Annotated in this window: 22 protein-coding genes and 1 tRNA gene; 12 read left to right on the top strand and 11 right to left on the bottom strand. The window is 35.5% G+C overall.

Translation table 11 applies throughout. The features are described 5' to 3' along the window. Window positions 1-642 precede the first annotated feature (642 nt). The 5 genes from PHX18_04965 to gap all read right to left on the bottom strand — a co-directional run bounded on the left by PHX18_04965 (window position 643) and on the right by gap (window position 8,563). Window positions 643-2,181, bottom strand: a complete 1,539-nt coding sequence (locus PHX18_04965) for an ATP-binding protein (GenBank protein MDD3593959.1) — start codon at window positions 2,179-2,181, stop codon at window positions 643-645. A gap of 14 nt (window positions 2,182-2,195) precedes the next feature. Next, window positions 2,196-2,390 carry a DUF6485 family protein gene (locus PHX18_04960; GenBank protein ID MDD3593958.1) on the bottom strand — a complete coding sequence of 65 codons (195 nt, stop codon included), beginning with the start codon at window positions 2,388-2,390 and terminating at the stop codon, window positions 2,196-2,198. Between the two features lie 11 nt (window positions 2,391-2,401). Continuing rightward, entirely contained in the window at window positions 2,402-4,195 is a 1,794-nt protein-coding gene (locus PHX18_04955) for a tetratricopeptide repeat protein (protein MDD3593957.1), read from the bottom strand. Window positions 4,196-4,267: 72 nt separating this feature from the next. Continuing rightward, window positions 4,268-7,315: an AAA domain-containing protein gene (locus PHX18_04950; GenBank protein ID MDD3593956.1), complete on the bottom strand. Its 3,048-nt coding sequence runs from the start codon at window positions 7,313-7,315 to the stop codon at window positions 4,268-4,270. Between the two features lie 243 nt (window positions 7,316-7,558). After that, the gene (gap, locus tag PHX18_04945; GenBank protein ID MDD3593955.1) at window positions 7,559-8,563 is read right to left on the bottom strand and encodes a type I glyceraldehyde-3-phosphate dehydrogenase; all 1,005 of its coding nucleotides are present in this window, start codon (window positions 8,561-8,563) and stop codon (window positions 7,559-7,561) included. Between the two features lie 233 nt (window positions 8,564-8,796). Between gap and PHX18_04940 the strand changes: the two genes are divergently transcribed. From PHX18_04940 to PHX18_04915, 6 genes are all read left to right on the top strand, one after another. After that, window positions 8,797-9,534, top strand: coding sequence for an MgtC/SapB family protein (locus tag PHX18_04940; protein ID MDD3593954.1), 738 nt, complete (start codon window positions 8,797-8,799; stop codon window positions 9,532-9,534). Next, a complete protein-coding gene (locus tag PHX18_04935; GenBank protein ID MDD3593953.1) occupies window positions 9,531-10,829 on the top strand; it encodes a hypothetical protein in 1,299 nt (432 codons plus the stop codon). The genes PHX18_04940 and PHX18_04935 overlap by 4 nt, the downstream gene beginning before the upstream one ends. Continuing rightward, window positions 10,826-13,105, top strand: a complete 2,280-nt coding sequence (locus PHX18_04930; GenBank protein ID MDD3593952.1) for a family 10 glycosylhydrolase — start codon at window positions 10,826-10,828, stop codon at window positions 13,103-13,105. Before PHX18_04935 ends, PHX18_04930 begins: the two co-directional genes overlap by 4 nt. A gap of 35 nt (window positions 13,106-13,140) precedes the next feature. Beyond that, on the top strand, window positions 13,141-13,710 hold the full coding sequence (locus tag PHX18_04925; protein ID MDD3593951.1) for a cob(I)yrinic acid a,c-diamide adenosyltransferase: 570 nt from the start codon (window positions 13,141-13,143) through the stop codon (window positions 13,708-13,710). 64 nt (window positions 13,711-13,774) lie between these two features. Next, on the top strand, window positions 13,775-14,758 hold the full coding sequence (locus PHX18_04920) for an HD-GYP domain-containing protein (protein MDD3593950.1): 984 nt from the start codon (window positions 13,775-13,777) through the stop codon (window positions 14,756-14,758). A gap of 75 nt (window positions 14,759-14,833) precedes the next feature. After that, window positions 14,834-15,229, top strand: coding sequence for a hypothetical protein (locus tag PHX18_04915; protein MDD3593949.1), 396 nt, complete (start codon window positions 14,834-14,836; stop codon window positions 15,227-15,229). A gap of 88 nt (window positions 15,230-15,317) precedes the next feature. Here the strand turns inward: PHX18_04915 and PHX18_04910 are convergent, their stop codons facing one another. The 5 genes from PHX18_04910 to PHX18_04890 form a co-directional block, all read right to left on the bottom strand. Then, on the bottom strand, window positions 15,318-15,506 hold the full coding sequence (locus tag PHX18_04910; GenBank protein MDD3593948.1) for a ribbon-helix-helix protein, CopG family: 189 nt from the start codon (window positions 15,504-15,506) through the stop codon (window positions 15,318-15,320). 141 nt (window positions 15,507-15,647) lie between these two features. Then, window positions 15,648-16,424, bottom strand: coding sequence for a pseudouridine synthase (locus tag PHX18_04905; protein MDD3593947.1), 777 nt, complete (start codon window positions 16,422-16,424; stop codon window positions 15,648-15,650). Window positions 16,425-16,671: 247 nt separating this feature from the next. Then, window positions 16,672-17,430: a DUF1828 domain-containing protein gene (locus tag PHX18_04900; protein ID MDD3593946.1), complete on the bottom strand. Its 759-nt coding sequence runs from the start codon at window positions 17,428-17,430 to the stop codon at window positions 16,672-16,674. Next, window positions 17,427-17,933, bottom strand: a complete 507-nt coding sequence (locus tag PHX18_04895; protein MDD3593945.1) for a hypothetical protein — start codon at window positions 17,931-17,933, stop codon at window positions 17,427-17,429. The genes PHX18_04900 and PHX18_04895 overlap by 4 nt, the downstream gene beginning before the upstream one ends. 179 nt (window positions 17,934-18,112) lie before the next feature. Beyond that, window positions 18,113-18,193, bottom strand: a tRNA-Leu gene (locus PHX18_04890). A 443-nt stretch (window positions 18,194-18,636) separates the two neighbouring features. Here PHX18_04890 and PHX18_04885 point away from each other — a divergent pair. Next, on the top strand, window positions 18,637-18,888 hold the full coding sequence (locus tag PHX18_04885) for a hypothetical protein (GenBank protein ID MDD3593944.1): 252 nt from the start codon (window positions 18,637-18,639) through the stop codon (window positions 18,886-18,888). Here the strand turns inward: PHX18_04885 and PHX18_04880 are convergent. Further along, window positions 18,878-19,294: a hypothetical protein gene (locus PHX18_04880; GenBank protein MDD3593943.1), complete on the bottom strand. Its 417-nt coding sequence runs from the start codon at window positions 19,292-19,294 to the stop codon at window positions 18,878-18,880. The two genes, PHX18_04885 and PHX18_04880, sit on opposite strands and share 11 nt — an antisense overlap. Before the next feature lie 126 nt (window positions 19,295-19,420). On the opposite strand from PHX18_04880, the gene PHX18_04875 reads away from it, so the two are divergent. From PHX18_04875 to PHX18_04855, 5 genes are all read left to right on the top strand, one after another. Further along, window positions 19,421-20,452: a methyl-accepting chemotaxis protein gene (locus PHX18_04875; protein ID MDD3593942.1), complete on the top strand. Its 1,032-nt coding sequence runs from the start codon at window positions 19,421-19,423 to the stop codon at window positions 20,450-20,452. 10 nt (window positions 20,453-20,462) lie between these two features. Next, a complete protein-coding gene (locus PHX18_04870) occupies window positions 20,463-23,513 on the top strand; it encodes a hybrid sensor histidine kinase/response regulator (protein MDD3593941.1) in 3,051 nt (1,016 codons plus the stop codon). Between the two features lie 77 nt (window positions 23,514-23,590). After that, a complete protein-coding gene (locus PHX18_04865; protein ID MDD3593940.1) occupies window positions 23,591-25,726 on the top strand; it encodes a tetratricopeptide repeat protein in 2,136 nt (711 codons plus the stop codon). Then, complete coding sequence (gene dusB / locus PHX18_04860) at window positions 25,695-26,699, top strand: tRNA dihydrouridine synthase DusB (GenBank protein MDD3593939.1); 1,005 nt, start codon at window positions 25,695-25,697, stop codon at window positions 26,697-26,699. The genes PHX18_04865 and dusB overlap by 32 nt, the downstream gene beginning before the upstream one ends. After that, the gene (locus PHX18_04855; GenBank protein MDD3593938.1) at window positions 26,692-26,946 is read left to right on the top strand and encodes a GIY-YIG nuclease family protein; all 255 of its coding nucleotides are present in this window, start codon (window positions 26,692-26,694) and stop codon (window positions 26,944-26,946) included. The genes dusB and PHX18_04855 overlap by 8 nt, the downstream gene beginning before the upstream one ends. Window positions 26,947-26,950: the final 4 nt, after the last annotated feature.

Genomic DNA, 26,950 nt, shown 5'->3' with positions numbered 1-26,950 from the left:
TACACTATAAATTTTCATTCAACCATAAAATATAGTCAAGCATTCACAAAGGGCTTAAGGAAGTTGGGAAGCTGGGAGTTTAAGAGGTGAAAAGGTGAAAAGCTTAAGAGTTGGTTGGCGTTCCCTCACTGCGTTTCGGTCAGCCTACGTCAACGCCACCTCACAACCATTAAACACACTGTTCTAAAATCGTACAACAATCCGACCCGCGTCAGCGGCGCTGTCTTGGATTTTTGGGCGTGCATAGCCTGCCATTTCACTCCAACATTTTTCTAACGAAAAAGTTTCCGTTCAATTCGGCTATTGCTCTTACGGGCTGGGTTCGGCTTTGCCTCACACGGCACCCTTCCAAAAATCCGCTGTCTTGGATTTGCACAACTCGCAACCCTCATCGGGTTGCTTCGAACAGACGGCGTTCCCTACACTGTGTTTCGGTCAGCCTAGTGCAAATCCGCAAAAAAAGGGCTAACTTTGGGTTAGCCGAATACTTGTTTAAAAAAAGGGAATTTAATTGGAAGGAAGTTGGAAGGAAATTTAATTGCTCGTTTCTTATTAATTTATCTCTTCTGTATATATAAAGTATATTCTCGTCCAAAAATTGCGTATTTCAATGTAATAGTTACAAAACTTAATACAAAATCCTCAACAAGTAACGGGCAAGAGTATTTCAAAGGTAGTGCCTTCACCTTCGTTGTTGTAAACTTTTATCTCACCATGGTGGTCTTCAATAATTTTTTTAGCCAAAGATAAACCTAACCCTGTGCCTATACCGATTTTTTTGGTTGTAAAGCCGAATTCAAAAATTCTGTCTAAGATTTCAGGGTCGATACCTTCCCCGTTATCTTTAATTGCAACGGATATAAAATCACCTTTTTCAGCAGTTGTAATTTCAACGATACCTTCATTTTTAATACTTTGAATAGCATTAATCAAAATATTCATTATAACCTGGTTAATATGGTCGGCAAAGCATTTTATGGGCGGAATGTCAGCATAATTTTCGATAATTTTAACTCTGTTTTTAGCTTCATGGCGCACAAGCTCTATCGAGCTTTTGATTCCTTCGGTTATATCGACCTTTTTAAGCTTGGCTTCATCCAGTCTGGTAAAGTTTTTCAGCGATTTAACTATTTTTTCTATCCGCTGAATGGCTTCTTTGTTCACAGGATAAATCTGCTGCAGCAAATTAATAAGCTCATGCCCGTCTTTGCCCGAATTAATAAGTTTTTCAACCAAATCAAGGTTGCTTGAAATAGCCCCTAACGGAGTATTAATTTCGTGTGCAACACCTGCCACAAGCTGCCCTAAAGTTGCCATTTTTTCTGATTGTACAATTTGAAGCTGCGCATTTTTCAACTGCTGCAATGCTGTTTCCAAAGACTGTTTCTGCATTTCAAGCTCTTCAAATAACGCCGCCTGATTGAATGCCGTTGATAAGAGATTGGATAAATTTTTAATTAAATCTTCTTCTTCCTGCGCAAAATCGCTGTCCTTCGCAATCACCATTCCGCCTGCAAGGTTTTGACCTTGAAAAACCGGAACATACAATTCACTAAAACTATTCTCTCTGAAAGTCTTAACCTTGTCTTTAAAAATATTATTTTTGTAGTTAACGGTGTTGTTTTCTGATTTTATAAACATAAACTCCTGAAGATTAACAGTTTTTTTAAGCTGTTCTTCAACTATTTCAAGGATTTTAGCCGTATCAATATGTTCTCTTATTTTAGAAGAAATGAGGTTAAGGAGCTTTGTCCTCAAAAACTGTGATTCCAGTTTCTGCTTAAGTTCTCGTGTTTGCGAAACTTCGGATTGCAGCTGAAAACACCTGTTTTCAAGATTTTTACTAAATCGGTTTTGCAAGAATAAAATCCTGCAGCCTGCTTCTTGAAAAGAATACAAAAAATATTCCGAAAATTGGTCCTCACCCTGTTGTAATATTACATTTGCAAAAAACGGTTCGTTAGAATTAAGGCAAGCATAAAGCGGGGTATAAGTCATAATTTCATCGCTTTGGAGAATACAAATTTCAAAGTTTAGCAAATGGTTAATCTCGTAAATATTTTTCAAATTCGAAAATCTTTCTACAGCGCTTGAGTTCATGGAGATAATTTCACCGTTTTCGTGCAGGATAAATATTTCATTATTGGAAGAGAAAAATATTTCTTTAAAAAATTTTGGCAATTCGGGTATTTTCATCATCTATTTTCGCAATCTCTGATAAAAGCTTTATAAGAACGGTCGTAAGTTTTTTCGCCGGCAGGAGTAAAGAAACAGCCGGGAATTTGCCCCGCACTGCGGTGATAAGCTACACATTCACAGCACAGCCCTCTTCTTTGGCAGGGATAAGAACAGGTACAATGTGCTTTGTTTTGGCTGATTTTGCATTCCATAGTAAACTCCTTTACTTAACTTCAAGCAGGGTTGACTTCATATTTTCTATTTTTTCTAAAATATCTTCATCAATATCATTCCTGTCTTTTAGATATTTATCAAGTATTTCGTTAGATTTTTTGATATCGCCCGTAGTTTGGTACAGTTCGGATAAGCGGATATAAATAGTAAACTCTTCCGGAAACATTCTTATGCTTCTTTTTAAAACGGTTATCGCCTTTTCCGTATTCCCGGAGGCTGCTAATAAATCCGCGAATTCAAGCTTGCAATCAAGAAAAGCCGGGTTTAAGTCCAAAGACTTTGAATACTCTTCAAGCGCATCCTCAACTTGCGCAAGTTCAATATAAGTTTTTGCCAAGTCATAATGATACATATAATCATCAGAGTTTAATAGGACTGCATCTTTAAAATACTTGAAGGCAAGCATATAATCTTCTTGTCGAAAATAAATCTTGCCGAGGTTATAAGAAATTTGGTGTTCGCCGGGATTGATTTTTAAAATCTTAATATAGTTTTCACGGGCATTTTCAAAATCATTTTTAAGGTAATAAGCATTTGCAATACCTAAAATAACATCGTAAGAATCTGCAGATATAGTCAAAGCCCTTTTAAAGCAATTAAGCGCTTTTATAATTTTGCCTGTATCAATATAAGAATTAGCCAGCGCTATGTAGGATTTTAGGTCGTATTTGTTATAAGAAATAGCTTTTTTAAAGCAATTTTGGGCTTCTTCGCCTAACCCTAAAATACTTAAAATAACACCTTTTTTATACAAACAATAGGAATCATTCGGATTTCTTTTCAAGATTGAATTAAATCTGTCTAAAGCACGTTCATATCTGTGTTTAGCCATTAAAATTTCTGCAGTAAGCTTTTGCGCATCGTCATTGACGGGCATAAAATTAAGAACCTCATTAATAAGAATTTGGGCTTGTTCAATATCACCGTCGGCAAAGTAATTATTAGCCAAAAGAATTTTAGCGGTATGGTTAATCGGATTAATTTGCAGCGTGTTTTTAAGAGCGGTAATTGCCTTATCATGTTTTTTCAAAATACTGTAGCAAAATCCGATATAATAATAAAGTTCATCATCTTTAGGGTTGATATTCAATGCAAAATTAAATTCATCAACCGCCAAAGCATATTTTTCTTCTTCAATATAAAGCTGCCCCAAAAGCTTGTGCGCATCATAATTGGAAATATCCTGCGTTAAAATATCCACAACATATTTTTTGGCTTTTTCATAGTCTTTGTCTGCAAAAAGTATTCTTGCGACGGCCATTTTTGCATCAATATTATTTTCATTGATGGAAATGGATTTTAAATAATATTTAAGCGCATGTTCGTAGTTAAACAATCTTTCATAAGCCTGAGCCAGCAAAAAATAGTTAGCCGAGGTGGGCATGATATTAATAAGTTTATCCCTGAGAACATACAAGGCCTTTTCATAATCTTCATTATCAACATACAAAAAATATAAATTTTCCAAAATAGAGGTATTATTAGGTTCGTATTTAAGAGCAAGATTCAAAAATTCCACAGCAGAGTCAATATCATCTGTGTTCTCATAAACTTTTGCAGCGCTCAGGTAAGCTTCAATATTATGTGGCTCAAGCTCTAAAATTCTTTCATAGTTAGAAATAGCCTTGTCATAATTGCTTAAAAACAAGTAGCATTGTGCTATTTTGCTCAACACAAAGGTATTTTCGGGGTTATCCGCCAGAACTTTGTAATATAATTCAATAGCTTTTTTATAATTTTTCTGAATAAAATAAGAGCCGGCCTCTCTAAGATTTTCGTTCATATTTAACCTCACTTGCTTACCATATTATAAGCTACGGCGCAAAAATTGTATAGGCTCTTGCTAAATATCAGCTTAGCCGCCTTTAGATATTTTTATATCAATTAATTCACGTTTAATTTTTTCTATGCAGGCTATTTGGCTGTAATACCATTCTCTGGCGGTTATTCGGACAACTTTAAAACCGCATCTTTCAAGAATAGTTTGTTTGTAAACCTGTTTTTGGCAGGTTTCAAACTCGTCGTCCATGCCGTCGCATTCAACGGCAATCTGATTTTCGCCGTCGCCTGTAATAAGGTCAACCCGCATGCCTGCGGTTTCAAAACCTGATAAAACTTCTAATCCTTCATCTATGCACATTTGTGCAATTTCTCTTTCAAGTTTATTGTTATAATCCGCCAAATTAGGGTCTAACCGTTTTGATATTTCATAATGTTCGTTAAAATCACGAATATAATTCAAGAAATCACGCATTAAACCTGCGGGTAAATCCTGAGGTTTTTTGGAAATAAAACAGATTAATTTTTTGCGTGCTCTTGTTATTGCAACGTTAAACAGGTTTGGCTTCTGTACAAAGGTTAAACTTTGGTTATGACTGTTAGGCGCAAGCGCAAAAGAAAGCATAATTATATCACGCTCATCACCCTGAAAAGTATGGGCTGTTCCTATATCAATTTCATGTTTGCGGACGAGTTTGTCAGGTATAACCTGTGCAACAGCTTTTTTAATAAGTTCAACCTGACCTCTGAAAGGCGAGATAATACCTATAGAAACAGGCTTTTTAGGCTTTTTGGCCGCGTCTTCCTGCATTATTTCCTGAAGGCGCTCCAGAAGTTTTTCAACTTCTGCCGCATTTCTGGTTGCGTCGGGGTCAACTTTAGCATCTTCGACAATATGAAGTTCCAAAATCCCGCCAAGCTTGGTTTCTTTGTTCATTATACGAAGCCTTGAACCGTAAAATTCTTTATTGCTAAAGTCTATTATCGGCGGCAAACTTCTGAAATGCTCATCAAGCAATATCGGGCAGGTTGAATAATAATTTGCCAAATCAAATACCGAATTTGTTCTGAACCGCCACATTAACTGGTACTTGTCGGGTATGTTGTACTGGGTGAAGAACGACTGTTCTTTTGCTTTTTCAAGGAAGGATAAATGGGGCAGCTGCTTGTCATCGCCGACGACTATCGTCTTTTTCGCCCTGAACATTATAGGGAAGCAGCTTGCGATATCACATTGAGAAGCTTCATCGATAATAGCCACATCAAAAAGCCCTGCTTTTAACGGTAAACTTTCGCTGACAGCATAGGTTGTAACTGCCCAGCAGGGAAAAGCCTCAACCAACGGCTGAAAATCTTCATCTTCAAGCAGTCTGTTTTGCAGGTTTTTCTTGCGTTCTATTAACGCTTTGGAATGCACCATCAAACGCTGGCGTTTCGCTTGGTCGCGGGTTATTTCGTTCAATGCCTTGCGGCGTTTGTTTTTCAAAATATCTATGGCAAGTTTACGCTGCTTTGTCTTTAAATCCCGCACCTGCTGCAATAATACGTGCAAATTTCCTATCTTATTGATTTTTTGCTCGATTGATTTTAATCGGTTATATAATTCTTTCACTTCAAGCTCTTCGCTGATTGCGATAACTGCTTCATGAGTGAATTCAAGGTTTTTGAGCATGAGGCTTTTTCTCAGCTGAAAATTATAAATCCAGAATAAAATCTTGTTAAAGAAGTTTGTTCCTTCCGACACTTTTTCAATTTTTTTCAAAATTGATTTGCCTATGGAAATATCCATATCAGAAAGCTTTTTGTTGATATATTCGTTCTCAAGCTTTGCCGCATTTGTTTTATATTCTTCCAAAATTTCATACCAGATATGTTCGAGTTTAATTATTTCATCGGCTTTCTTTTGCGTGTCGGAAATGTTTTTCAAGAGGGTTTTCATATCGTCAATATCGGCAAAAACAGCCCCCTCAAACCCTGTGTCTAAATCAAGCTTGTTTGATAAAATATCCTGTATTTCGAAATTCAACTGCTTTTGGTAATTGGCTCTTCCTGCCCTCAATGCCAAATAAGGCGCGCCAAATTCACTGAGCCTTTCTACCACAACATCTACAGCTTTATCCATACGTGAAGCAACAAGTACACTCTTGCCGTTAGCAACAAGGTGCGTAACCAGATTAACGATGGTTTGTGATTTTCCTGTTCCCGGAGGACCAAAAACAGTTATTAAAGTATTATCGTCAACAGCTTTCAACACCTCTGTTTGAGATTCGCTTAAAGACAAGGGGGTAATCGGGCAAAAATCCTTGTCGCTTTTTCGTACGCTTATTTTGCCTTTTGTGCCCATAAATTCTTCGTTTATCGGACGCAGAGAAGTTTCTCTGAACACTCCGCTCGGTTTTTCCGCCATTTGTGTAAGTTCATGCAAAACACCAGCCGTAACGGTTGGTCTTTTGGTTAAAATAACCGCAGATTTGTTGGTTATGGCTATGTCGCTGTCTTTGTCGACTTCGGGTTTTTTAGCAAAGAAGCTTGCGCATTCGCTTATATCAAGCTCGGGGATAATTGATTTTAAGGTGGTTAAAAATATTTGCATTTTTTCATGGGTAACGGGATAATCAGGCACTACGTCAATCAAGCCGCCAAAGAGGTTTTCTGCCTGGTCTTCATCATCATAGTTAAGCAAACCTGAAAGCGCGCCTGTATTAAGTGAAATGGTTTCTTCGGTCAAAATCAAAGCCAGATTTGTCCCGCTTCGCTCAAGCCTGCAAGGTATGTACAAAAGCGGGGTTAAAAACTCGTTTGAAACTTTTTTCTTGCCTGATTTGCCTTCTACAAAGAGAAATCCGAACATAAGATATTTGTCTTTTTGTGAGGTATCGGCATGTACCATTAATTTAGTCAAATGACCGTCAGAATCAGAAAGTTTCAGCGGATTATTCGGCGAAATAAGCATTCCTGCCTCTTCTTCCAAAAACACCCATTGATTGTCCTTATCCTGATTTAGGTTTCTGAATGTAGCGCTTTTAACTTCTTCTCTTATACAATCGTGCAAATACTGGCAAAGCCTTTTTAAAAAGCTCTGTTGAAAAGCACTGTTTATTAACTTTGATGCTTCTTGCAGCATAATATCCCCTTTTTGATAAATTTGATTATGTGATTAACACCTTATTATAGGTCATTTGGGTGCTTTATGTCTATAAAGGATTTGGAGTATAAATCAGATTGGCGGCTAAGAAGCTAAGAAGTTGAGCAGCTGAGAAGCTGGGAAGCTGGGATTAAGTTTCAGAGCGGAAGAGATAGCCGCCTCACTGTAACAAAAAACCGCTCTTTTGAAGCGGTTTTTTAAAAATATTATGTTAAACAGAAATTATAATCTGTCAGCAACATATTTTGTAGATTCAGCTAATCTTGTAGAATAACCCATTTCGTTATCGTACCAGGAAATAATTTTAACCATGTTGTCACCGATTGCCATTGTCAATGCAGCGTCAACGGTTGAAGATTGAGAACTGCCGATGAAGTCTGTAGAAACAAGCGGTTGTTCTTCGTAAGCAAGAATTTTACCGTCAGCGGCTTCTTTTAAAGCAGCGTTTACAGCTTCTGCGGTTACAGGTTTTTCTGTTTCAAACACAACGTCTACAACTGAAACGTCAGGGGTAGGAACACGCATAGCGAAACCGTTCAACTTTCCTTTTAATTCAGGCAGCACCAAAGCAACAGCTTTAGCGGCACCCGTAGTTGTAGGAACAATGTTCAAAGCGCCTGCTCTCGCACGACGAGGGTCTTTGTGTCCGGCGTCTAAAAGTCTTTGGTCGCCTGTGTATGAGTGAACAGTTGTCATCAAACCTTTAACGATACCGAATTTTTCTAAAACAACTTTAGCTACGGGAGCTAAACAGTTAGTTGTACAAGATGCCATAGAGATTACATTGTGCAGTGAAGAATCGTATTTGTCTTCATTTACCCCGAGAACGATTGTAATATCTTCGTTCTTTGCAGGAGCAGAGATGATAACTTTTTTAGCGCCTGCTGCAATGTGGGCTTTTGCTTTTTCAGCATCCGTGTAGAAACCTGTAGATTCAATAACTACGTCTACTCCAAGCTCTCTCCAGGGAAGAGCTGCAGGGTCTTTTTCTGCATAAAATTTAATTTTTTTACCGTTGATTACAAGACCATCTTGCGCAACTTCAACAGTTCCGTCAAATCTACCCATAACCGAGTCGTATTTGAATACGTGTGCTGCGTTTTCAGGAGATAACCCCGGGTCATTAATTGCAACGTAATCAAGTTCGTTGAAAATACCTTCTTTAATAGCTGCTCTTAATGTGTTACGGCCAATTCTGCCGAAGCCGTTTATAGCTACTTTTACCATTTGAAAGCCTCACTTTCTTAAATATTCTATCATCTTAATTTATATTCCAAACATACCTCAAAGGCAAGAGAAAATTAACACACTAAAAACAGGAAATTTTACCGCAACTATCGTGAAAACGCTTGCTATACAGGACAATCATATATAAAAACCGTAAAAAGATTAAATTCTTGTGCAGTGCATTCATAAATGCTACAATTTAATCTGAATAAGACACATAATACGGTATAACAATGGATTTATTTAATTTTGATTTTTCTTCCATACCTGCATACTATACGGATATGGCGTTGAGAGTGACATTGGCATTGGTTTTGGGCTTTGCAATCGGTATTGAGCGTGAAATAACAAGCAAATTTGCGGGGCTTAGAACCCACATACTTGTTTGTTTAGGTTCCTGTGTGTTTACTATTTTATCAATTTATGCTTTCCCTACAATTTCCGCAGGCGGAAATCCGGTAGCATACGGTGACCCCGCCAGAATTGCCGCCCAAATACTTACGGGTATAGGTTTTATAGGCGGCGGTACAGTGCTGCGTCATGGTCCTTCAGTTTTCGGACTTACTACGGCGGCGACTTTGTGGACTACCGCAAGTATCGGAATGGCTGCAGGAGCAGGTTCCATATCCCTTGCTGTTTTTGCCACGATTTTAACTTTAATGGTTCTTATTCTTATAAGAAATCTTGAGGTTACTTTCTTAAGAGGACTTTCCCAAAAAACCGCCAATATTAAGGCAACCTTGGTTGTTGACAGTGCAAATTTAAACGAAGTTATAACAAAATTAGGCAAAAAATTCAGGAAAATTGTTGAACTTAATCATACAAAAAGCGACAGGGAACAGGGAAAAGAAAAAATTTATTTCGTTACAAAAGTTGTTTCAAAAGACCCTATTCTTGATATGTATAGTGAAATCAGCAAAATTGAACATGTTGAAAATGTATATATTACAAACCTAAACTTTGAACCATGAGCATAATCGTAAAAAAGAAAAAATATAATAAAAAAAGAATTATACTAAGGATTATATTCCTCGTGTTGATTTACTTTACCAGTTTTTTTACATTGTATGTAATATTCGGTGAAAAACAACCGCCCAAAAAAATCATTCAAAATGAAAGTTTACCCGGTATTCAAACCGCAGGGGAGCAAGCATTTGCCGCTAAAGATTATCCAAAGGCAATTCAATATTATAGATCCGAGGTTGATAAAAATCCTGATAATTATAAGGCAATGACACGGCTTGCCATGGCTTACAGCGCAATAAAGGAATATGACCGTGCAAAATTTTATTTTTTTGGTTCAAAAGGACTTGCACCAAATTATTCAGACAACTATATTGAACTTGCAAAATTGTATTTAGAAATAAATGAACTTAATATGGCGGAAGAAGCGATGAAAATGCTGCCGCTTAATAAAAAAGAAAATTTCGTAGCCAAAGGCGATTTTTATATTCTTATGGCGCAAAAAAGCGATTCTACCGAAGACAAAATTATAAACCTTAACAGAGCGTTAACTTATTACAAAAAATATGATGAAAAAAAATATAATACGGCTTTAAAAGAACTTGTAAATAACTACTATAAAATAGCCGACAAGCAGTTCCAGTCCGGTGATGTCCAGGGTGCTGCAAATATTTTAAAAATTATTGAAAAATATCAAAATACGGCGGAAACTAATAACAAACTTGCCATAGTATTTTTGGTAGATAACCCTGCAGCTGCCGTAAATTACCTCAAGCAGGCGGTTATTTTGTCTAAAACACATGAAGAAAAGCTTGCAACCAAAGCTAATTTAATTAACTTTATCAACTATTTTGAAAAAGACGGGCAAGAATTCCAGGCAGACTACACAAAAAAACTATTAAAAATATTGGAAGAAAGTTTAATTCCTGCCAGCGAAAAATTTTTCAATATAGTTATTGAAGATGCAAAACTTGAATTTAAAAAAGACAAAGGAAAGGATGATGTATTTGCAATCTTCACATTCAAGGTGAAAAACCTGTCAGCAAAAAATATTGAAGATTTAAGAGCAAAAATAGTACTGTTTAATGAAACGGAAGAAAAAACAGAAGAGCTTGAAAAACAGATTATAGACGAAAAAAATATCTTAAGCCCGCAAGAAACAACAGATACAATAACAATAAAGACAAAAACCCCGATTCCTTATTTTGCAGATACCACCCAATACAGCGCGGCATTAAGTTTTTCTAAAAATCAGGACAAATGGCAGGTATACAGGACATTGGAAGGCAGCCGCATAAAATGATAAAATTAATTGTAAAAGTCATATCAGTTTTTATTATTTTTTTGACCTCACCCTATGTACTCGCCGCTCCTGTCGGAATTTTAGATTGCGATGGTTCGTTCAATGAAACTTTTAAAGCTGCTAACATAGATTCAGTATTAATTCCCAAAGCGAACCTGTCGTCTTTAAGTATCAAATCCGTGCAGGTACTGGTTATTCCTTGCTATGATAAACTGACTTCCAATGATTATAATTCCCTGAAAGAGTATGTCAATTCAAAAGGAAAGCTGGTTCTTATAACCCCTGCCAAAGATTCAAACCCGGAGTTTTTTAAAAAACTGGCTTCTATTATCGGTGTAAATGTTGAAGGTATTGAAACAACAGCTCAAAAAAAGGAAATTAACTGGGTGGAAAAAACTCTTAGCGATAACCAATTGGAGAAAAACACCACTGTCGCTAAAATATCTCTGACAGGGAATACAACGGCTTTAGCGGTATTTGATGAAACAGAAAAGAATGAATGCGCGATATCCTTCAACCCTGACGGGGTTTTTATCAGCTGGCGCTGGGGTAAGGATGCCGATAAAAACTTTAACGCGAAATCTATGGAGTATATTTTTGAGTATATTCTGCCTAAAACTCAAATTATAAAATCCGTGGTTTATACAAAATCCGATTTCAAAAATGACCTTAAAAAACTGCAAGAGGCAAGAGAGGTTGCAGATAATTATTCAAACAACATCTCATGCTACAGCGGCGATTTATGCAATGCACAAGAGCAGGCGCAGCGCTCAAAAATAAACGAAATACTTGCTCAAGATGCTTACGAAAAAGGCAGTTACGACTTGTGTAAAACATATCTGTACAATGCAAATGCTAATATTTTAAATACTATTTGTTACGCTAAACCGTTAAAAGCTGCCCAGCACAGGGGAATTTGGCTGGACAGAGGCAGCATAGTTAATATAAAAAACCAGGCACAAATGGGGCAAGTGTTTGAAAAGCTTAAACAGGCAGGTATTAATACCGTTTATATAGAAACCTATAACGCAGGATACAGTATTTTTCCGTCAAAAATGGCTGCCCAAAACCCTTTAACTATAAATTCAGACCCGCTAAAATGGGCGGTGGAGGAAGCTCATAAACGCAATATTAAACTTCATGCCTGGATTTGGGTATTTGCGGTAGGCAATGACAGACATAACCCTATAATTAATAAACCAAAAGACTTTGAAGGTCCTGTTTTAAGCAATTACCCCGATTGGGCATTAATCGGCGAATACGGCAATCTAAGACCCAAAAACCAGCCCGAATTTTGGATTGACCCGTCCAATAAAGAAGGGGTTAACTTCTTGCTTAATCTGGGCAAAGAAATCGTTGCCAAATACCAGGTGGACGGCATTCAGCTTGATTATATAAGATATCCCTTCCAAAATTCAAGCAACCTTATGGGATTAAACAGCAATTCGGTAGAACAATTTGAAAATATTACAGGCGAAAAATTGCTCAATACCAACTATGAAACATCTATTCTCTGGATGCAATGGAAAGAAAAAAATATAGATAACTTTGTTCAGCGCTTTAATTATGAAACAAAAAAAATAAACCCTAACCTCAAAATCTCCTGTGCCGTGTTTGGCAAAAGCCAACAGGAAAGACGTGAAACCGTAGGACAAAATTGGGAGCTTTGGGCAAAAAATGACTGGGTTGATATTATAAACCCTATGACCTACTCCATGAACGTTCAAAGTCTTGCCAAAAACCTTGAGTGTTTTACAAACGAAGTTAGTTCCAAATGCCTGATATATCCGGGTATTGCCTTAAAACACGTCGATGAAATTGAAATGCTTAAACAGCTTAACTACATTGAACAGGAAAAAGGAATGCTGGGCTCTACCATATTTGCTTATGCACAGCTGGATGAGAAAAAAGCCAATTTTCTTCAATACGGTATTTTTTCGGATAATGCGGCAAACCCGTCTTACAATCAGCCCAAATGCGCATACAGCATGCTAAATACTTTTAAGGATAATCTGACTTTGTACTCTAATATTGCTTATGATATGAGTGCAAAAGAAAGAAAAGATTTCGATACAATTATTGCACAGGTAAATTCAACTCTTGTTGATATACAAAATTTGCAATATCAAAGAGCTTTGAAAAAAGTTAATATAATCGAAAAAGACACCTCGGCATTTACATCTGTTTATATGAAATATGATTTTAACCGCCCAAAAGAACTGTTAAGCCTTGTAAAACAAACAAAAATTTTATTAAGCATCGCAGCCAAAAAATAGTTGCATTTCACTATATAATCTTTCATACTATATACATGGAAAATAATAATTTAATCAATCCTAATTTCAGTGAAATAGGCTATATACAGATATACACAGGCAACGGAAAAGGGAAAACCACAGCTTCTTTAGGCTTGGCGCTGCGTGCGCTGGGGAGGGGCTGGCGTGTCTTAATTGTATTTTTTACCAAAGGCGGTGATGATTACGGTGAACTTTTTGCATTAAGAGAATTATCCCCAAAACTCAAAAAACAATTAACCATTGTGCAAGCAGGATTGGACAGAATAGTTTATTCAAACAACCAAAATGAAGATGATAAAAAAGCAGTAAGAGAAGGATGGGAAATTGTAAAACAAGCCGCAGTATCTAAAGAATACCAGCTGATAATAATGGATGAAGCTAATATAGCTATAGATTTGAACTTAATTACCGTTGAAGAAATGAAGGAATTTCTCAGCAATAAGCCCAAAGCTCTGGAAATTGTCTTAACAGGCAGAAGAGCAAATGAAGAAATAACAGAGCTGGCACATTTGGTTTCCAACATTGACCCTGTCAAGCATTATTGGGATATAGGGATACATGCCCGTAAAGGAATAGAATATTAACAGTTTGTTCTATTTTTTTTAATTTAGAGTATAATGTAATTAAATATTTTGTTTTAGGAAAAAAATGAGAAGAATATCACCCCTTGAGCTTGTAGGCAAAACTATTTTAGATGTTGATATATATGATGAAAACGGTGTAGTTATCTACCCTATGGGATTAAAACTGAACCCTAATATTATTATGCAAATGAATTATAAACAGCTGTTTATAAAACCTGTTGCAAAAAGAGGCCGGCTTCTGGAAGATGATATGGAATTGATTGGCGAACCTGAAATTAAGTCAATTATTCCCCAGAGTATCACCGATAATTTGGTTGATAATACTAAAAAGATTTTGTACAAAATACTTGACCAAAAAACACCCGATATGTCCGTATGCGAAGCGACAAGAGATATTATTGTTGACGAAATATCAGACAAACTTGATAAAGCGGAATGTATGGGGCAGCTGAGGGTATTTGACCACTACACATATTCTCACACAATTAACGTTTCATCTATGGCAACAGCGCTTGGTATGATGTTGAACTTTAGCGAAGAAGATATCAAAGACCTTGCTATGGGCGGTTTGCTGCATGACATAGGCAAAATGAAAGTTTCAAAGGCTATATTAAATAAACCTGACAAACTTACCCCTGACGAGTTTACCGAAATGAAAAATCATACAGTATACGGCTATAACATTATAACGAAAGAATTAAAACTTAAAGAAGATATAGCAAGAGTAGCGCTTGAACATCAGGAAAAATACGGCGGCTTTGGCTATCCCGGCGGCTTAAAAGGCAAAGCCATACACCTGTACGCACAGGTAGCGTCCATTTGCGATGTTTATGATGCGCTTGTTTCAGAAAGAGTTTATAAAAAAGCAATGAAATCCCACGAAGCAATTAAAATTATGCTCTCTGAAGGCAGCCGCTCGTTTAATCCGTTTATGCTCTATAAATTTATTTACCTTGCAAATTATAAAGATACTTCAGCTCTTATTACAGGTGAGAACTCGGAACCTCTTACAAAAGAACAGCTAGAGAGCATGGATACTACAATTTAAAATAAAAAGGCAATTTTTTTTCATAAAATGACTTTATTAAATTAAGGGTAACAAAATCATGTAAGGGGCGGTATTATGAACGAACTTGAAACAGCACAAAAATCCAAAAACAGTTTTAGAGACAATTTAGATAACTACATTATTTTTGATGAGGAATTTAATACTAATTCTGTATTGTATGAAACTTTCTTTAACTATGCATTTTTGCAAAAACCTGACCTTCAGGGTAAGTATTTGGAAAAATATCTGTTTGACTTGAAACAGGATGTCGTTGAATATTTTGAAGAAAATAAAGCAGTTTACAACTTCGAAACACTGTTGAATTTAGCATATTTCAGACTTAAAAAAGCATCCGAGCAGTATTCGTTGCTTAAAAATTACGTTAAGGACGAAAAAAAATTAACAGATGTAACTAAAAAAGCTAAACAATATAAAGAAGAATTTGAATTGGTTTTAGCCCTTAAGTACTAAAATGTAAAAATTAGTTTTTTTGTAATCTTCTCAATTTAAAAAGCCGCCGAAATATTCGGCGGCTTTTCCCATTCCTCAAAATTTGCTCTTAGTCTAGTAGCGACTCTAAAATAGCTGCATTCTTGTTAGCGACAGCACTTTCTTTAACTCTTGCTTTATGAATATAAGAACGAAGTGCTTCTCTGATAAGCTCACTGCGTGTTCTTGATTCATTTCCTGCAACGCTGTCAATTCTCTCTAAAAATTCGTCGGGCATTGAAATAAGTACTCTAGCCATGTTTTTCTCCTCTTCTGTATTTTGTACAATTTGTTATCTCTTATACTTTAATAAAAACATTCTGTTATATAAAATTGCTATACTGCGTATTCAGATGTTATATTATTTTAACATTTGTTCATATAAAATACAATTATACGGCTATAGTTGAGTTTCAGCGCATGATTTTTTTTCTTTTTTATACAAATCATTCATTTTTTTGTTTAAGTATATATTTAAATTCTTCAATTCTTTAATATTTATCTTGCGATATTGACCTTTTTCAAGCCCCGAAATATTGATTGTCGCATGTGAAATACGTTTAAGCGCCTGAATCGGATGTCCTATGCTTTCCATCATTTTACGGATTTGCCGGTTATAGCCCTGGTGAAGGGTTACCTTAAGCATGCTTATGCCTTTTTTGTATTCAAGCATTTCAACTTCCGCATAAGCAACTTTGCCGGGTTCAATTTCAATACCGTTTTCGAGTTTGTATATATCACCCTGGCTTAATTTACCTTTAATTGTTACTTTATAAACCTTTGCCACTTTTATTTTTGGGTGGGTTAATTTCAAAAGCAAATCACCGTCATTGGTCAAAATTATTAAACCTGATGAATCTTTATCCAATCTTCCTGCGGGGTTTAAAGATTTCAAGCTTTCCGGAAGTATATTATAAATGGTTTTGCGTTTTTGCGGGTCTGATTTTGTCGTTATATAGCCCGCAGGTTTGTGAAACGCATAATATTCATGTTTTTGAGGCACAATAGGCTTGCCGTCTATTATTACAGTATCTTTGCCGCCGAGCGTTATTCCGAGTTCCGACACTATTTTGCCGTTAACTTTAACTTTGCCCAGGGATATTAATTCATCCGCAGCACGTCTTGATATATCAGTGCAGGAGGCTATATATTTATTTAATCTTACTTTTTTATCCATGCCTGCATTGTAACATAAAGATTATTAAAGCATGAGCCTTAGCCGGTGATTTATCGGCAACCGCCGTTGTGGCGAAAGACACAACCGGGGTTCTAAGTCGGATTAATTTAATTTATCAAATTTTAAAATTGTCGGAGGTGACAAAGTTTGAACTTTTAGCCATTAATTTATTAAATGGAATCAGAAATCCAGACAATTTTTTATTCTTTGAAAAATTGCAAGATCTTATAAAGTCTAAAAAGTGATTTTAAGCTATCATTCCTGATATATAATTTTGTCCTTCTTCTTTAAATTGGGTTAAATCCATAAATTGTTTATCTGTATTTCTAAGCAGTCGGGCTAGAGTTCTAGTGCTTAAGTTCATTTTTGAAAAATCATCATAAACAACAACGCTTTGAGCCTTGGAGCCTTTTTGTTTAAATTCTAAACAAGACGCAACGACATCTAAGGCTTTATTATTATCTTTGACTCCAAAAAGATATAATGACCGTTCTTTGCCTTCAAAAGCGTAATCAACTTTATTCTCAGGATACTCTTTTATTGGTACGAAGTCTTTTTTTACATTAATATCTTTAAATGAATCGGAAATCAATTCAGAAAGAACATCGTAAAATATGCTTTTTTGCCTATGAGAGTCAAAATATTTTAAACTTGATATTTTACTCAAAGTTTCGGCAAAATGTAAAAAGTCAGTATTTAAATTATCTAAATCTGTATCTAAGAAAATATTTCCATTTTCTTGGTCAAGAGAATTTTCTTTTAATATCTCATTATAGACCCTTTGATTAGTTTTAGATAACTCTTCTAAATAGTATGACAATTTCATTACAGTGAGACCATAGTCGCAAAATCTTAACATATTGTTTTGATTCACTTCTAAGAACATTTCAACCATGTCGCCGTCTTCATGAAAAAATGGCGCTATAATTTGATAAATATTTGGACGTTTTTCCTTGATTTTTATTTCTGTATTTATATATTTTTTAACGTCATCAATTGTAATCATCGTGACTCCTGTTCTTCAAATAAAAACAATTGTACTACTTTATAATCTCCAAAGAATTTATTTATATCGTCTTGTATATTCATATCTTGCCAAAATCTTGTAACAGCTTCTTCAAATGTTTTATAGTCATTTGATTCAAAAGCCCAACATTCTGCATTATAACCTTCTCTGAGAGCTTCTGAAGTAGCTTTATGAATATGAAAACTTCCTAAAACTTCATCATCAATTATTTTATTTTTGTGGATACCATGTGAGCCATTATATCGTACTAAAAAGATATCTTTATTAAGTTCTGGGGCAAAATATGACAAAATAACTGAAAAATTCTCAGAAAACTTTTTATTTTTACGCAAATGAACCTTGAATGTTACTTTTGTATTATCAATCAGAGCAAGTTCAAAATCATTTCTATAAGAACCTTGAATCAACTTTGTTTCTTTTTTAGGATTTTTAATTATCTTTTTTGGGGCACTTATAAGTTCTGAAATTTGTTTATCTTCCATAAATTGACACCTTTCAGCAGTACCACATGAAATATTATACTCTTAAGAAACACTTTTTAAATACATTAGTTGGTTTATTTTACGAAAATTATTAATAAGAAATTAAGGTTTTACACTTGAACTTTTAAACCCCAATGAGGAAAATAAAAATAGACCTTTTAGAAGGTCTATTTTAAAATTGTCGGTGGGGGGACTTGAACCCCCATGAGTTTCCTCGTACGCCTCTGAAACGTATGCGTCTACCATTCCGCCACACCGACACCAAAATAGGTATTAAATTTTCAACGATTGTTAAACATTATTATAGTACAAAAGCTTTTCAGCGCGTCTACCCCTCTCACAAAACGATACTTGTCTTGGATTTTTGGGCGTGCATAGCCTGCCATTTCACTCCAACATTTTTCTGACGAAAAAGTTTCCGTTCAATTCGGCTATTGCTCTTACGGGTTGGGTTCGGCTTTGCCTCACACGGCACCCTCCCAAAAATCCGCTTCTTGAATTTTTGCAGTTCGTAGAGCTTGGATTTCATTCCGCCATTTTGCTAAAGCAAAAGGCTTCATTTCACCACTCTCCTCACTTGGACGGCATTCCCTCGCCTTGTTCGGTCAGCCTTGCAAAAATCCGCTATTCAGAGGAAGTAAAAGTTTTAAAACACACTTAATATAATGGTATCAATACTCCCATTACTATTTAGGCTTTGTATATGAATAATACCAAAGAAAATTTGCAGAAAGAAATTTTGTGTTTGAATCACCGCATAAAACAAATGCGAAAGGAAAAACTGCAAACAGATATTGCTAATATTATCTATAACAGACTTTTGATACAAAAAGCAGTACTTTTAAAAAAGCTTGAACGAACAGAAAAATCAAAATTTTTGAATTTTATCTTTAAGAATATAAGAAAAATACAGGGCAAAAAGCTTATTTGCGATACCTTTTCATTTAAGGGTTAAGTTTTATTTGCGCTGTGGCAATAAACATATCCTGACAAACTCTGATTTCGGCAACGGTACCGTTTGCTTTTAACGTCAAAACCGCACTGTTCACTTTTAATTGTTTCTCAAGCACGTTAAAGTTGTCTATCAAAAACACCCCTTCAACTTGGTCGTTTGCAAAAAGCATAATATACTTTTTATCTTTAGAAATCGCAGCCAAATATTGACCCGGCAAAACGCTGTGGTTATCCTTGTCGACCAAAGTCCGCTCAAGCGCAAATAAAGGCATTTTGCTTGCAGGCTTCGCATAAGGGTTGTACTTATCTATTTCTTTAACCCCTGAAGGATACATGGTTTTTTGCGGCAAATATTTAACCGGGTCTGATTTTGCTATTATTAATAAAGCAGCGCCTTCTAAAATCATTCTTGTTATTTCCCTTCATTGATAATAAATTATATAATAAAAGCTTGAGTAAAAGCGATAAATTGTTGTATGATTAAATAAAATATACTTTTGTTATATTTATGTTTTGGAAAATTAGGAGCTAGAATGTTTTTGAATATGAGTTTAAGAAAACAAGTTAATTTTTTAATCAAGTTTTCACAATTGCTTTTGCTGGGGCTTATTGCAGCAAGTTTATTTTTTTACAATATATTCGGAATTGTTTTAACCGCGGTGATTACTGTTTGTGCTGTGATAATTATTTTATTTCTTCAGTATGTAGAACATATCTTTTCTACGGTAATTTCAAAACATGTGAAAAATGTTATTGTAAATTCATCACTGGTGTCATCGGAGATTTTGGATGTTGTACTGTCGCAGGAGAATTTCATCGATAAGAATAAAAAACTTGTAGATGAAGTTTTGCTTTATTCGGAAGGGCTGAAATCTAACGCGTTTGATTCAAAAGAAATTGCACAAAATGTTGTTGAAAAATCACAAAAAACGCTCATGGTATCAACAAAAGAGCAGGAATTTGTTAAACAGAATATTGAAAAAATGTACACCATCAAACAAAAAATTCAAATAATTGCAGAGTTAATTTTGGAATTATCGGAACAGACCCAGCTTATTGGCAATAATATAGGAACGGTTGAAGATATAGCGGAACAAACCAATATGCTTGCGTTAAATGCGGCAGTTGAAGCAGCGCGCGCAGGCGAACATGGGAAAGGTTTTGCAGTAGTGGCAAGCGAAATTCGTAAATTAGCCGATGAAAGTAAACAAGCTACCTCTAAAATCATTCAGCTGATTCGCGAAATACAAAATGCTACCAACTCCACGGTAATGGCGGCAGAAGAAGGCTCTAAAGAAGTGGAAATAGGGGTCGAACTTATCCAAAAAATTGCTGAAAATATTGATGTATTAAAAGTTAATATTAACCAAACGGTTGACGATATTTACAGAATTGTAAGTTCGCTTAATGTACAGTCAGACAATGCGGAATATGTTTCACAAACTACAAAAAATATTAATAATAACCTCGAATTAACAAGCGTTGAATTACAGGACAAGATTAAAGTAGTTAAAGAAACATTGGAAATTTCCAATTCTCTAAAAGAGGAAGTAGACGAAAAATAAGGTGCATTAAATGGATTTTTCTCCCGAAGAATTAGATGAAATTTTACGTATTTTTAAGGAAGAGGGGCTGGAACATTTGTCAAGTATAGACAAATGCCTGCTGGACCTTGAAAAAGAACCCGATAATATGGAACTTATTTCTATGCTTTTTAGAGAAGCCCATAGTATTAAAGGCTCTGCGAGAATGGTTAATGCTGATTCCGTCCAGACTATCGCACATAAGATGGAAGATTTACTGGGTCTTGCAAAAGACGGCATAATTGTGCTGGATTCTGTTATTATTGATATTTTTTGCAAAGCGGTTGATTGTATAACCGATATTATTAACTCTATAAATCGGGAAAATCTTTCTGTTCCAAACCCTCTAAGCAACTTGATTGTCGAGGAAATTGAAGAAGTTCAAAACAACCTTTTAACTCAAAAAAAAAAGCCTGAGCCGCAAATAGTTGAGGAAAGAATTTTAACTCCCGAGCTTTTCGCTGATATATTAATACTTTTACCTTCTTTAATTAAGAATTTTCAGAATAAAAGAATGGAAAGTTTCTTGAACGTATTGTTCCGTATTCAGGAATTTGCTTCTAATATTGACAATAGAAAACTGGATTATTTTTTGTCGGAAATTTTCTCTTTAGCCAATGAATATCAACAGCAAAAAAATGAGGAAATATACTATACGCTTGGAAATGAAATAGAAAATCTTGTTAAATTATCAAACTCCATTGCTCATAACCTCGGATTAAACCCGATTAAATTTTTTGAAAAAGAAAAAAAAGAAGATGATTCTGTTACAATTAAACAGAATTCCAACGGAACTACCGATGTTTTAGATGACGCCAAAATAAAAATTATAATGCACAATGTTGCTTATATAAATAACAAACATCAGCAAACAGAAGCCGTAAATGAAATAATTATGCTGCTGAACGATTTTTCAAAAAAAGTTGCAGAAGATGAAATTAAAGAGATTTTCTCTTTAGTAAAAGAAATCCTGTTATATATAAAAGAATTCAAAGTTATTCCCGATCAGGAATCCGTGAAAATAATAGAGAAGACTTTAGATACGGCATTTGCCATAGCGAATAATGAAAACTCCGAGGAAGATATAACATTAATTAAACAGGGGCTTACAATACTTAAACAAATGCTGGAGTTGAATAAAGACAACCAAATACAGGAAGTCATTAAACAAACGGCAATTCAGGAAACAAACGGAATAATAAAAACAAACAAATCAACCTTCCTCCAAACCAACGAAATTATTGAAGGCTATGAAGCAGAAACATTTAAAACACTGCGTGTTGATACCCAAAAACTTGATAAGCTTGAAAATGAAGTGGAAGAGCTTATTGTTATGAAAATTAAAAACAAACGCCATCTTAAGCATATTGCCGAAGTTATAAAAAAAATGACGGAAATTCAAAAAGATGTAATCAAGTCATATAATTATATAAAATATTTTGACAAAAAGTTCTATTCTGACAGCTTTACCTCCGGCAGAACTAACATACTCAAGAATTTTAGCAGCTATATTGAAAAAATAAACGAAAAGACCCACGAGCTTATTGATGAAACAAGCTTATTACAAAGAACTCTCCAAAATGATGACACCCGCCTTAACTTTTTGGTGGATGAAATTGAAAATATGGTAAAGACTATACGGGTGCTGCCTTTATCCACTATTTTTCATATGTTTCCGCGCATGGTCAGGGATATTGCACGAACAAGCAATAAACAGGCTGAAATAATCATCTCGGGCAGCGAAACAAGCGCCGATAAAACTATTATTGAAGAGCTTAAATCCCCGCTTATACATATTATAAGAAATGCGCTGGACCATGGGATAGAAACGCCGGAAGAAAGAATTGCAACAGGTAAAAACCCCACAGGGAAAATTGTTTTAAGCTGCTATTATTCAGATAATGCAATTAATATTGAAATTACCGACGACGGCAGAGGGCTTGATTTGGAAAAAATTAAGGAAAAAATATTAAGAAAAAATATTTTAGCAAGAGAAGAGCTGGAAAGATTAACCGAATCACAGCTTATGAACGTAATATTTTGGCCGGGGTTTTCTACCGAAGAAAACGTAACGGAGCTTTCCGGCAGAGGGGTAGGGCTTGATGTTGTGCATACAAAAATCAGCCAGCTTAACGGCAAAGTTTCAATAAAATCAAAAGCTGAAGAAGGGTTTAAAATTTTGATAAAAATTCCTATTACTTTAGCTACGATAAAAGGATTTTTGATAAAAACCGATAACCAAAATTTTGCAATACCTTCTAATTTTATTATTTCTGCCATGGTGTTAAAAAAAGAAGATATAATTAAGCGGGAAAATAAAGAATATATTATTCACGACGGGAAATCAGTTCCTCTGGCAAATCTGTCCGCACTGCTTAATCCCCTAAATACAACTTTGAGTGAAAAAGATAAATATAATGCAGTTCTTTTACATTTTGAGGATAATATGCTTGCTCTTGAAGTGGACACATTTACGGGAACCGAAGAAATTTTGCAGAAAAGACTCGATGCGCCTTTGATAAAAGTTAAAAATATCTCGGGAGTGGCGTCTTTAAGCAGCGGCGAAGTTTGTCTGGTGCTTAACATAAGCGATATTATTAAATCCGCCACCGAAAACAAAGAACTGTCACGAGCAAAGGAAATGCTTGCTATTCCTATCAAAAAAATAAAGCAGAAAACAATTTTAATAGCAGATGACTCTGTTACTACTATTTCATTGGAAAAAAATATATTAAAATCCGCAGGATATACTGTAGTTCAAGCAGTGAACGGGTTAGAAGCATATAAAATACTCTTGCATGAAAAAATCGATTTGCTTATCAGCGACCTGGAAATGCCTGAAATGGACGGATTGGAATTGTTTGAAAAACTTGAAAAAGAGAATATTTCCATCCCTACAATAGTTCTTTCTTCTTTTGATTCAAAAGAATATAGAGAAAAATGCACAAAATTTGCCATACAGGAATTTATATCTAAAAAAGATTTTTCGGAAAAAAACTTTTTAAAAACTGTATTTGAAATACTACACCACGAAGAAAATTAAAAAATCACTACAATGGTAATGTCGTAAATTCAATTATTTTGCTATACTTGATGTAGGATTTAGTTGAGGATATTAATATGAAAAAAAATTATGCCGTAGCTGCTTTGTTAATATGTTTGAATATTGCTTCTTTGCCTGCGTTTTCATACGAATATGTCCAAAGTTACAATGATAATATTAATCATTATGATGCGGGCATGGAATTTATCCAAAATCGTGAATACACAAAAGCTATTGAAAGTTTGACAAAAGCGCTTAAACAAAACCCGTCGGAACCTTCTGTGAGAAATAATTTATGCGTAGCTTACACCTCAAGAGGAACTTATTATTATAATCAGGGAACAGACCTTGAAAAAGCCGCAAATGACTATAGAAGCGCTATTTATTATCTAAAATATTACGGAAACTATGAGAACTCTCCGACTATAAATGAAAATATAAAAATAGCGGAACAAAATCTTGCCTCTGTTATGCAGGTGCAAAAAGCTTCTTTATCGCCTCAAGCCCGTTTGAAAAAAGCAAAAGAACTGCGCGGTAAAGGCGAACTTATTCCTGCGGTAGTAGAATATGCAGCAGCAGCTCAAGACAGAAACTTTGCTTATGAGAGCTATGTTTCCATGGGTGATATTACAAAAATTCTCGGTGATAACTATAACGCGGCTGTTTATTATGATAAAGCGCTTGCTATTGATTTAAAAGACCCCAATACCCATTTGAAATTCGCAAGAGTACTGCTTGCTTTAGGCAAAATAGATTTGGCGGTAAAAGAATTTGATATAGCAATGGAAAATCCCTCTACCAAAGACGATGCATTGGCGCAATTGGAAGCCATCTGGAGTGAAAAAGTCCGACAAAACCCAAAAGACCCCGTTGCACAAATGAATTTAGGCGCGGTTTATCAGGAAAAAGGCTTATTGGACAAAGCTCTTAACCAATACAAACTTGCTCAGACAATCGACCCTCAAAATCAAATGATACGCTTAAATATGGCAACTTTATACCAACAGCAGGGAAATTTGCAAGATGCGCTCGCTATTTATGACTCTGTCTTGAAAGCCAATCCCAATGATGTTTTGGCTAATTCTTACAAAGCAAGTGCATTAAGAAAAAGCGGGCAAAAAGCCGGAGCAATAGATATTTATAAAACGCTTTTGGCTTCTAACCCCAATAACTCACAAATAAAAGAAGATATCATTACCACTATTAAAGAAATGCCCACAGAAGCTGCCTTAAATAACATGTATGACCTTGCGGCAAAAAATCCGAATGATTATACTATACAGTATGAATTTGCTTATATGCTTCATCAGAATAAAAGGTACAATGAAGCCCTCTCGTATTACCAAAAAGCTTTAAGGCTTAACAATAAATCAGCGGATGCTTATTTGAATATAGCCGCGATTTATAAATCCCAAAATAACACCGCTAAAGCTATTGAAGAGCTGCAGACGGCAAAGTCTGTCTTGCCGTCCGATAAAAGAATTGTTCAAATGCTTGAGGACTTTAATGCGGAAGTATCTTTTTCCAAAATGGATAAAGCGGCGGAATTATATGATAAAAAGCAATATCAGGAAGCAATTGATATATACCGCTCTATTTCTGAACCCACAGAAGATGTTTATTTAGGAATAGGGGCTTGTTATCAGGCGATGGAAAAATATGATGATGCCATAGCAAACTATTTAAAAGTTGCCGCTATGGACCCTTCAAATCCTAATGCGCACTATTTTTTAGGCTTAGCATACTATTATAAAAAAGATTATGCAAAAGCCGAAGCTTCTTTGAAAAAAGCAGCCTCTTTGGATAATATAAATCCCGATATTCAGGATGCTCTAAAAACCGTCAAATTTGCTCAAAGTGAAGAAAAAATGAATAAAGCCGTGGAATTATTTGATAAGAATTCCTATACGGAAGCGTTGACTATGTTAAACGCCGCTATTACTCTAAGTCCTGAAAACGGTTACGCATATTATTACAGGGGAATGGTTTATGATGTTCAGAGTAAACCCGCTCAAGCAATAACAGATTATAAAAAAGCTGTTTCGCTTATCCCCGATTTACATATGGCATACTATTCAATAGCGCTGGATTATGACGCTTTGAAAAATTATGTTGAAGCTAAAAAAATGTATCAAAAATTTGTTGAACTTTCAGGAAATTCTAACGATGAATATGTAAAATATGCAAAACAAAGGTTATCTCAAATTAAATAAAATGTATAAAAACAGTTTGGAAGCAGGAATACTAAAATTAAATTCAAAAGTTTCACTTGCTCCTATGGCAGGAGTAACGGATGCCGCCTTCAGGCAGATTGTAAGGGAATTGTCGCCTGATTGTCTGCTTACCACGGAAATGCTGAGTTCAGAGGCTGTTTTGTGGAACAAGGAACAATCAATTTTGCATTGCGAAGATTTTGAACACCCTGTTGCATACCAGCTTTCAGGACACAAGCCCGATATTATGGCAAAAGCAGCCAAAAAAATTCTCTCAAGAGCTGATATGATTGATATTAATATGGGCTGCCCCGTAAATAAAATCGTCAAAAATCAGGACGGTTCAGCTTTGATGAAAAATCCTCAATTGGCATTTGATATAGTAAGAGCGGTAAAAGACGTGATTGACGTGCCTTTAAGCGTTAAATTCAGACTCGGCTGGGATAACAACTCCAAAAATTACGTCGAATTCGGCAAGCTTATGCAAGATGCCGGCGCAGATATGATTACGCTTCATGCCAGAACACGTAGTCAAATGTATTCAGGCAAAGCGGATTGGGCAGCAATAAAGGAATTGACAGACGAGGTCAGCATCCCTGTTTTCGCCAATGGTGATATAAATTCAACGCAAGACGCCATTGAATGCCAAAAACTCTCAAATTGCAGCGGAGTAGCCATAGGCAGGGGAATTATAGGCGACCCGGGTCTTATAGCAAGAATAGAGCATTATTTTAAAACCGGTGAAATTTTGAGCGAACCTTCTTTGAATGAGCGTATCGACATTCTTATAAAGCATTTTGAACGGGAGATTTTTTACCGTTCAGAGCCTCATGCCGTCAGGTTTATGAGGAAATTTCACTCTCATTACATAAGAAATATCAGGGGCGCAGCGGCATATCGTGACAGATTAGTGAAAATCCCCACTTTTGATGAGATTTTGAAGGTTTATGAGGAAATTAGACAAAATGCCTAAAAGTTACTTTGTGTATATACTTTTAACCCAAAATAACACATATTACTGTGGTTATACGGATGATGTCGAGGCACGTTTTAAAAAACATCTTGAAGGTAAAGCATCGAAATACACCCGTGCGTTCAAACCCGTAAAAGTTGTCTATTCACAGGAGTTTGCTACAAAATCAGAAGCAATGAAAGAAGAGCTTAGAATAAAAGCTTTAACAAGAGAGCAAAAAGACCTGCTCATAAAGGTTAAGAGGTGAAAGG

The organism is Candidatus Gastranaerophilales bacterium (assembly GCA_028696075.1).
Lineage (GTDB): Bacteria > Cyanobacteriota > Vampirovibrionia > Gastranaerophilales > JAILCC01 > JAQVHS01.
The sequence above is the reverse complement of the archived record's forward strand: the minus strand, read 5'-3'. Positions and strand labels throughout refer to the sequence as shown.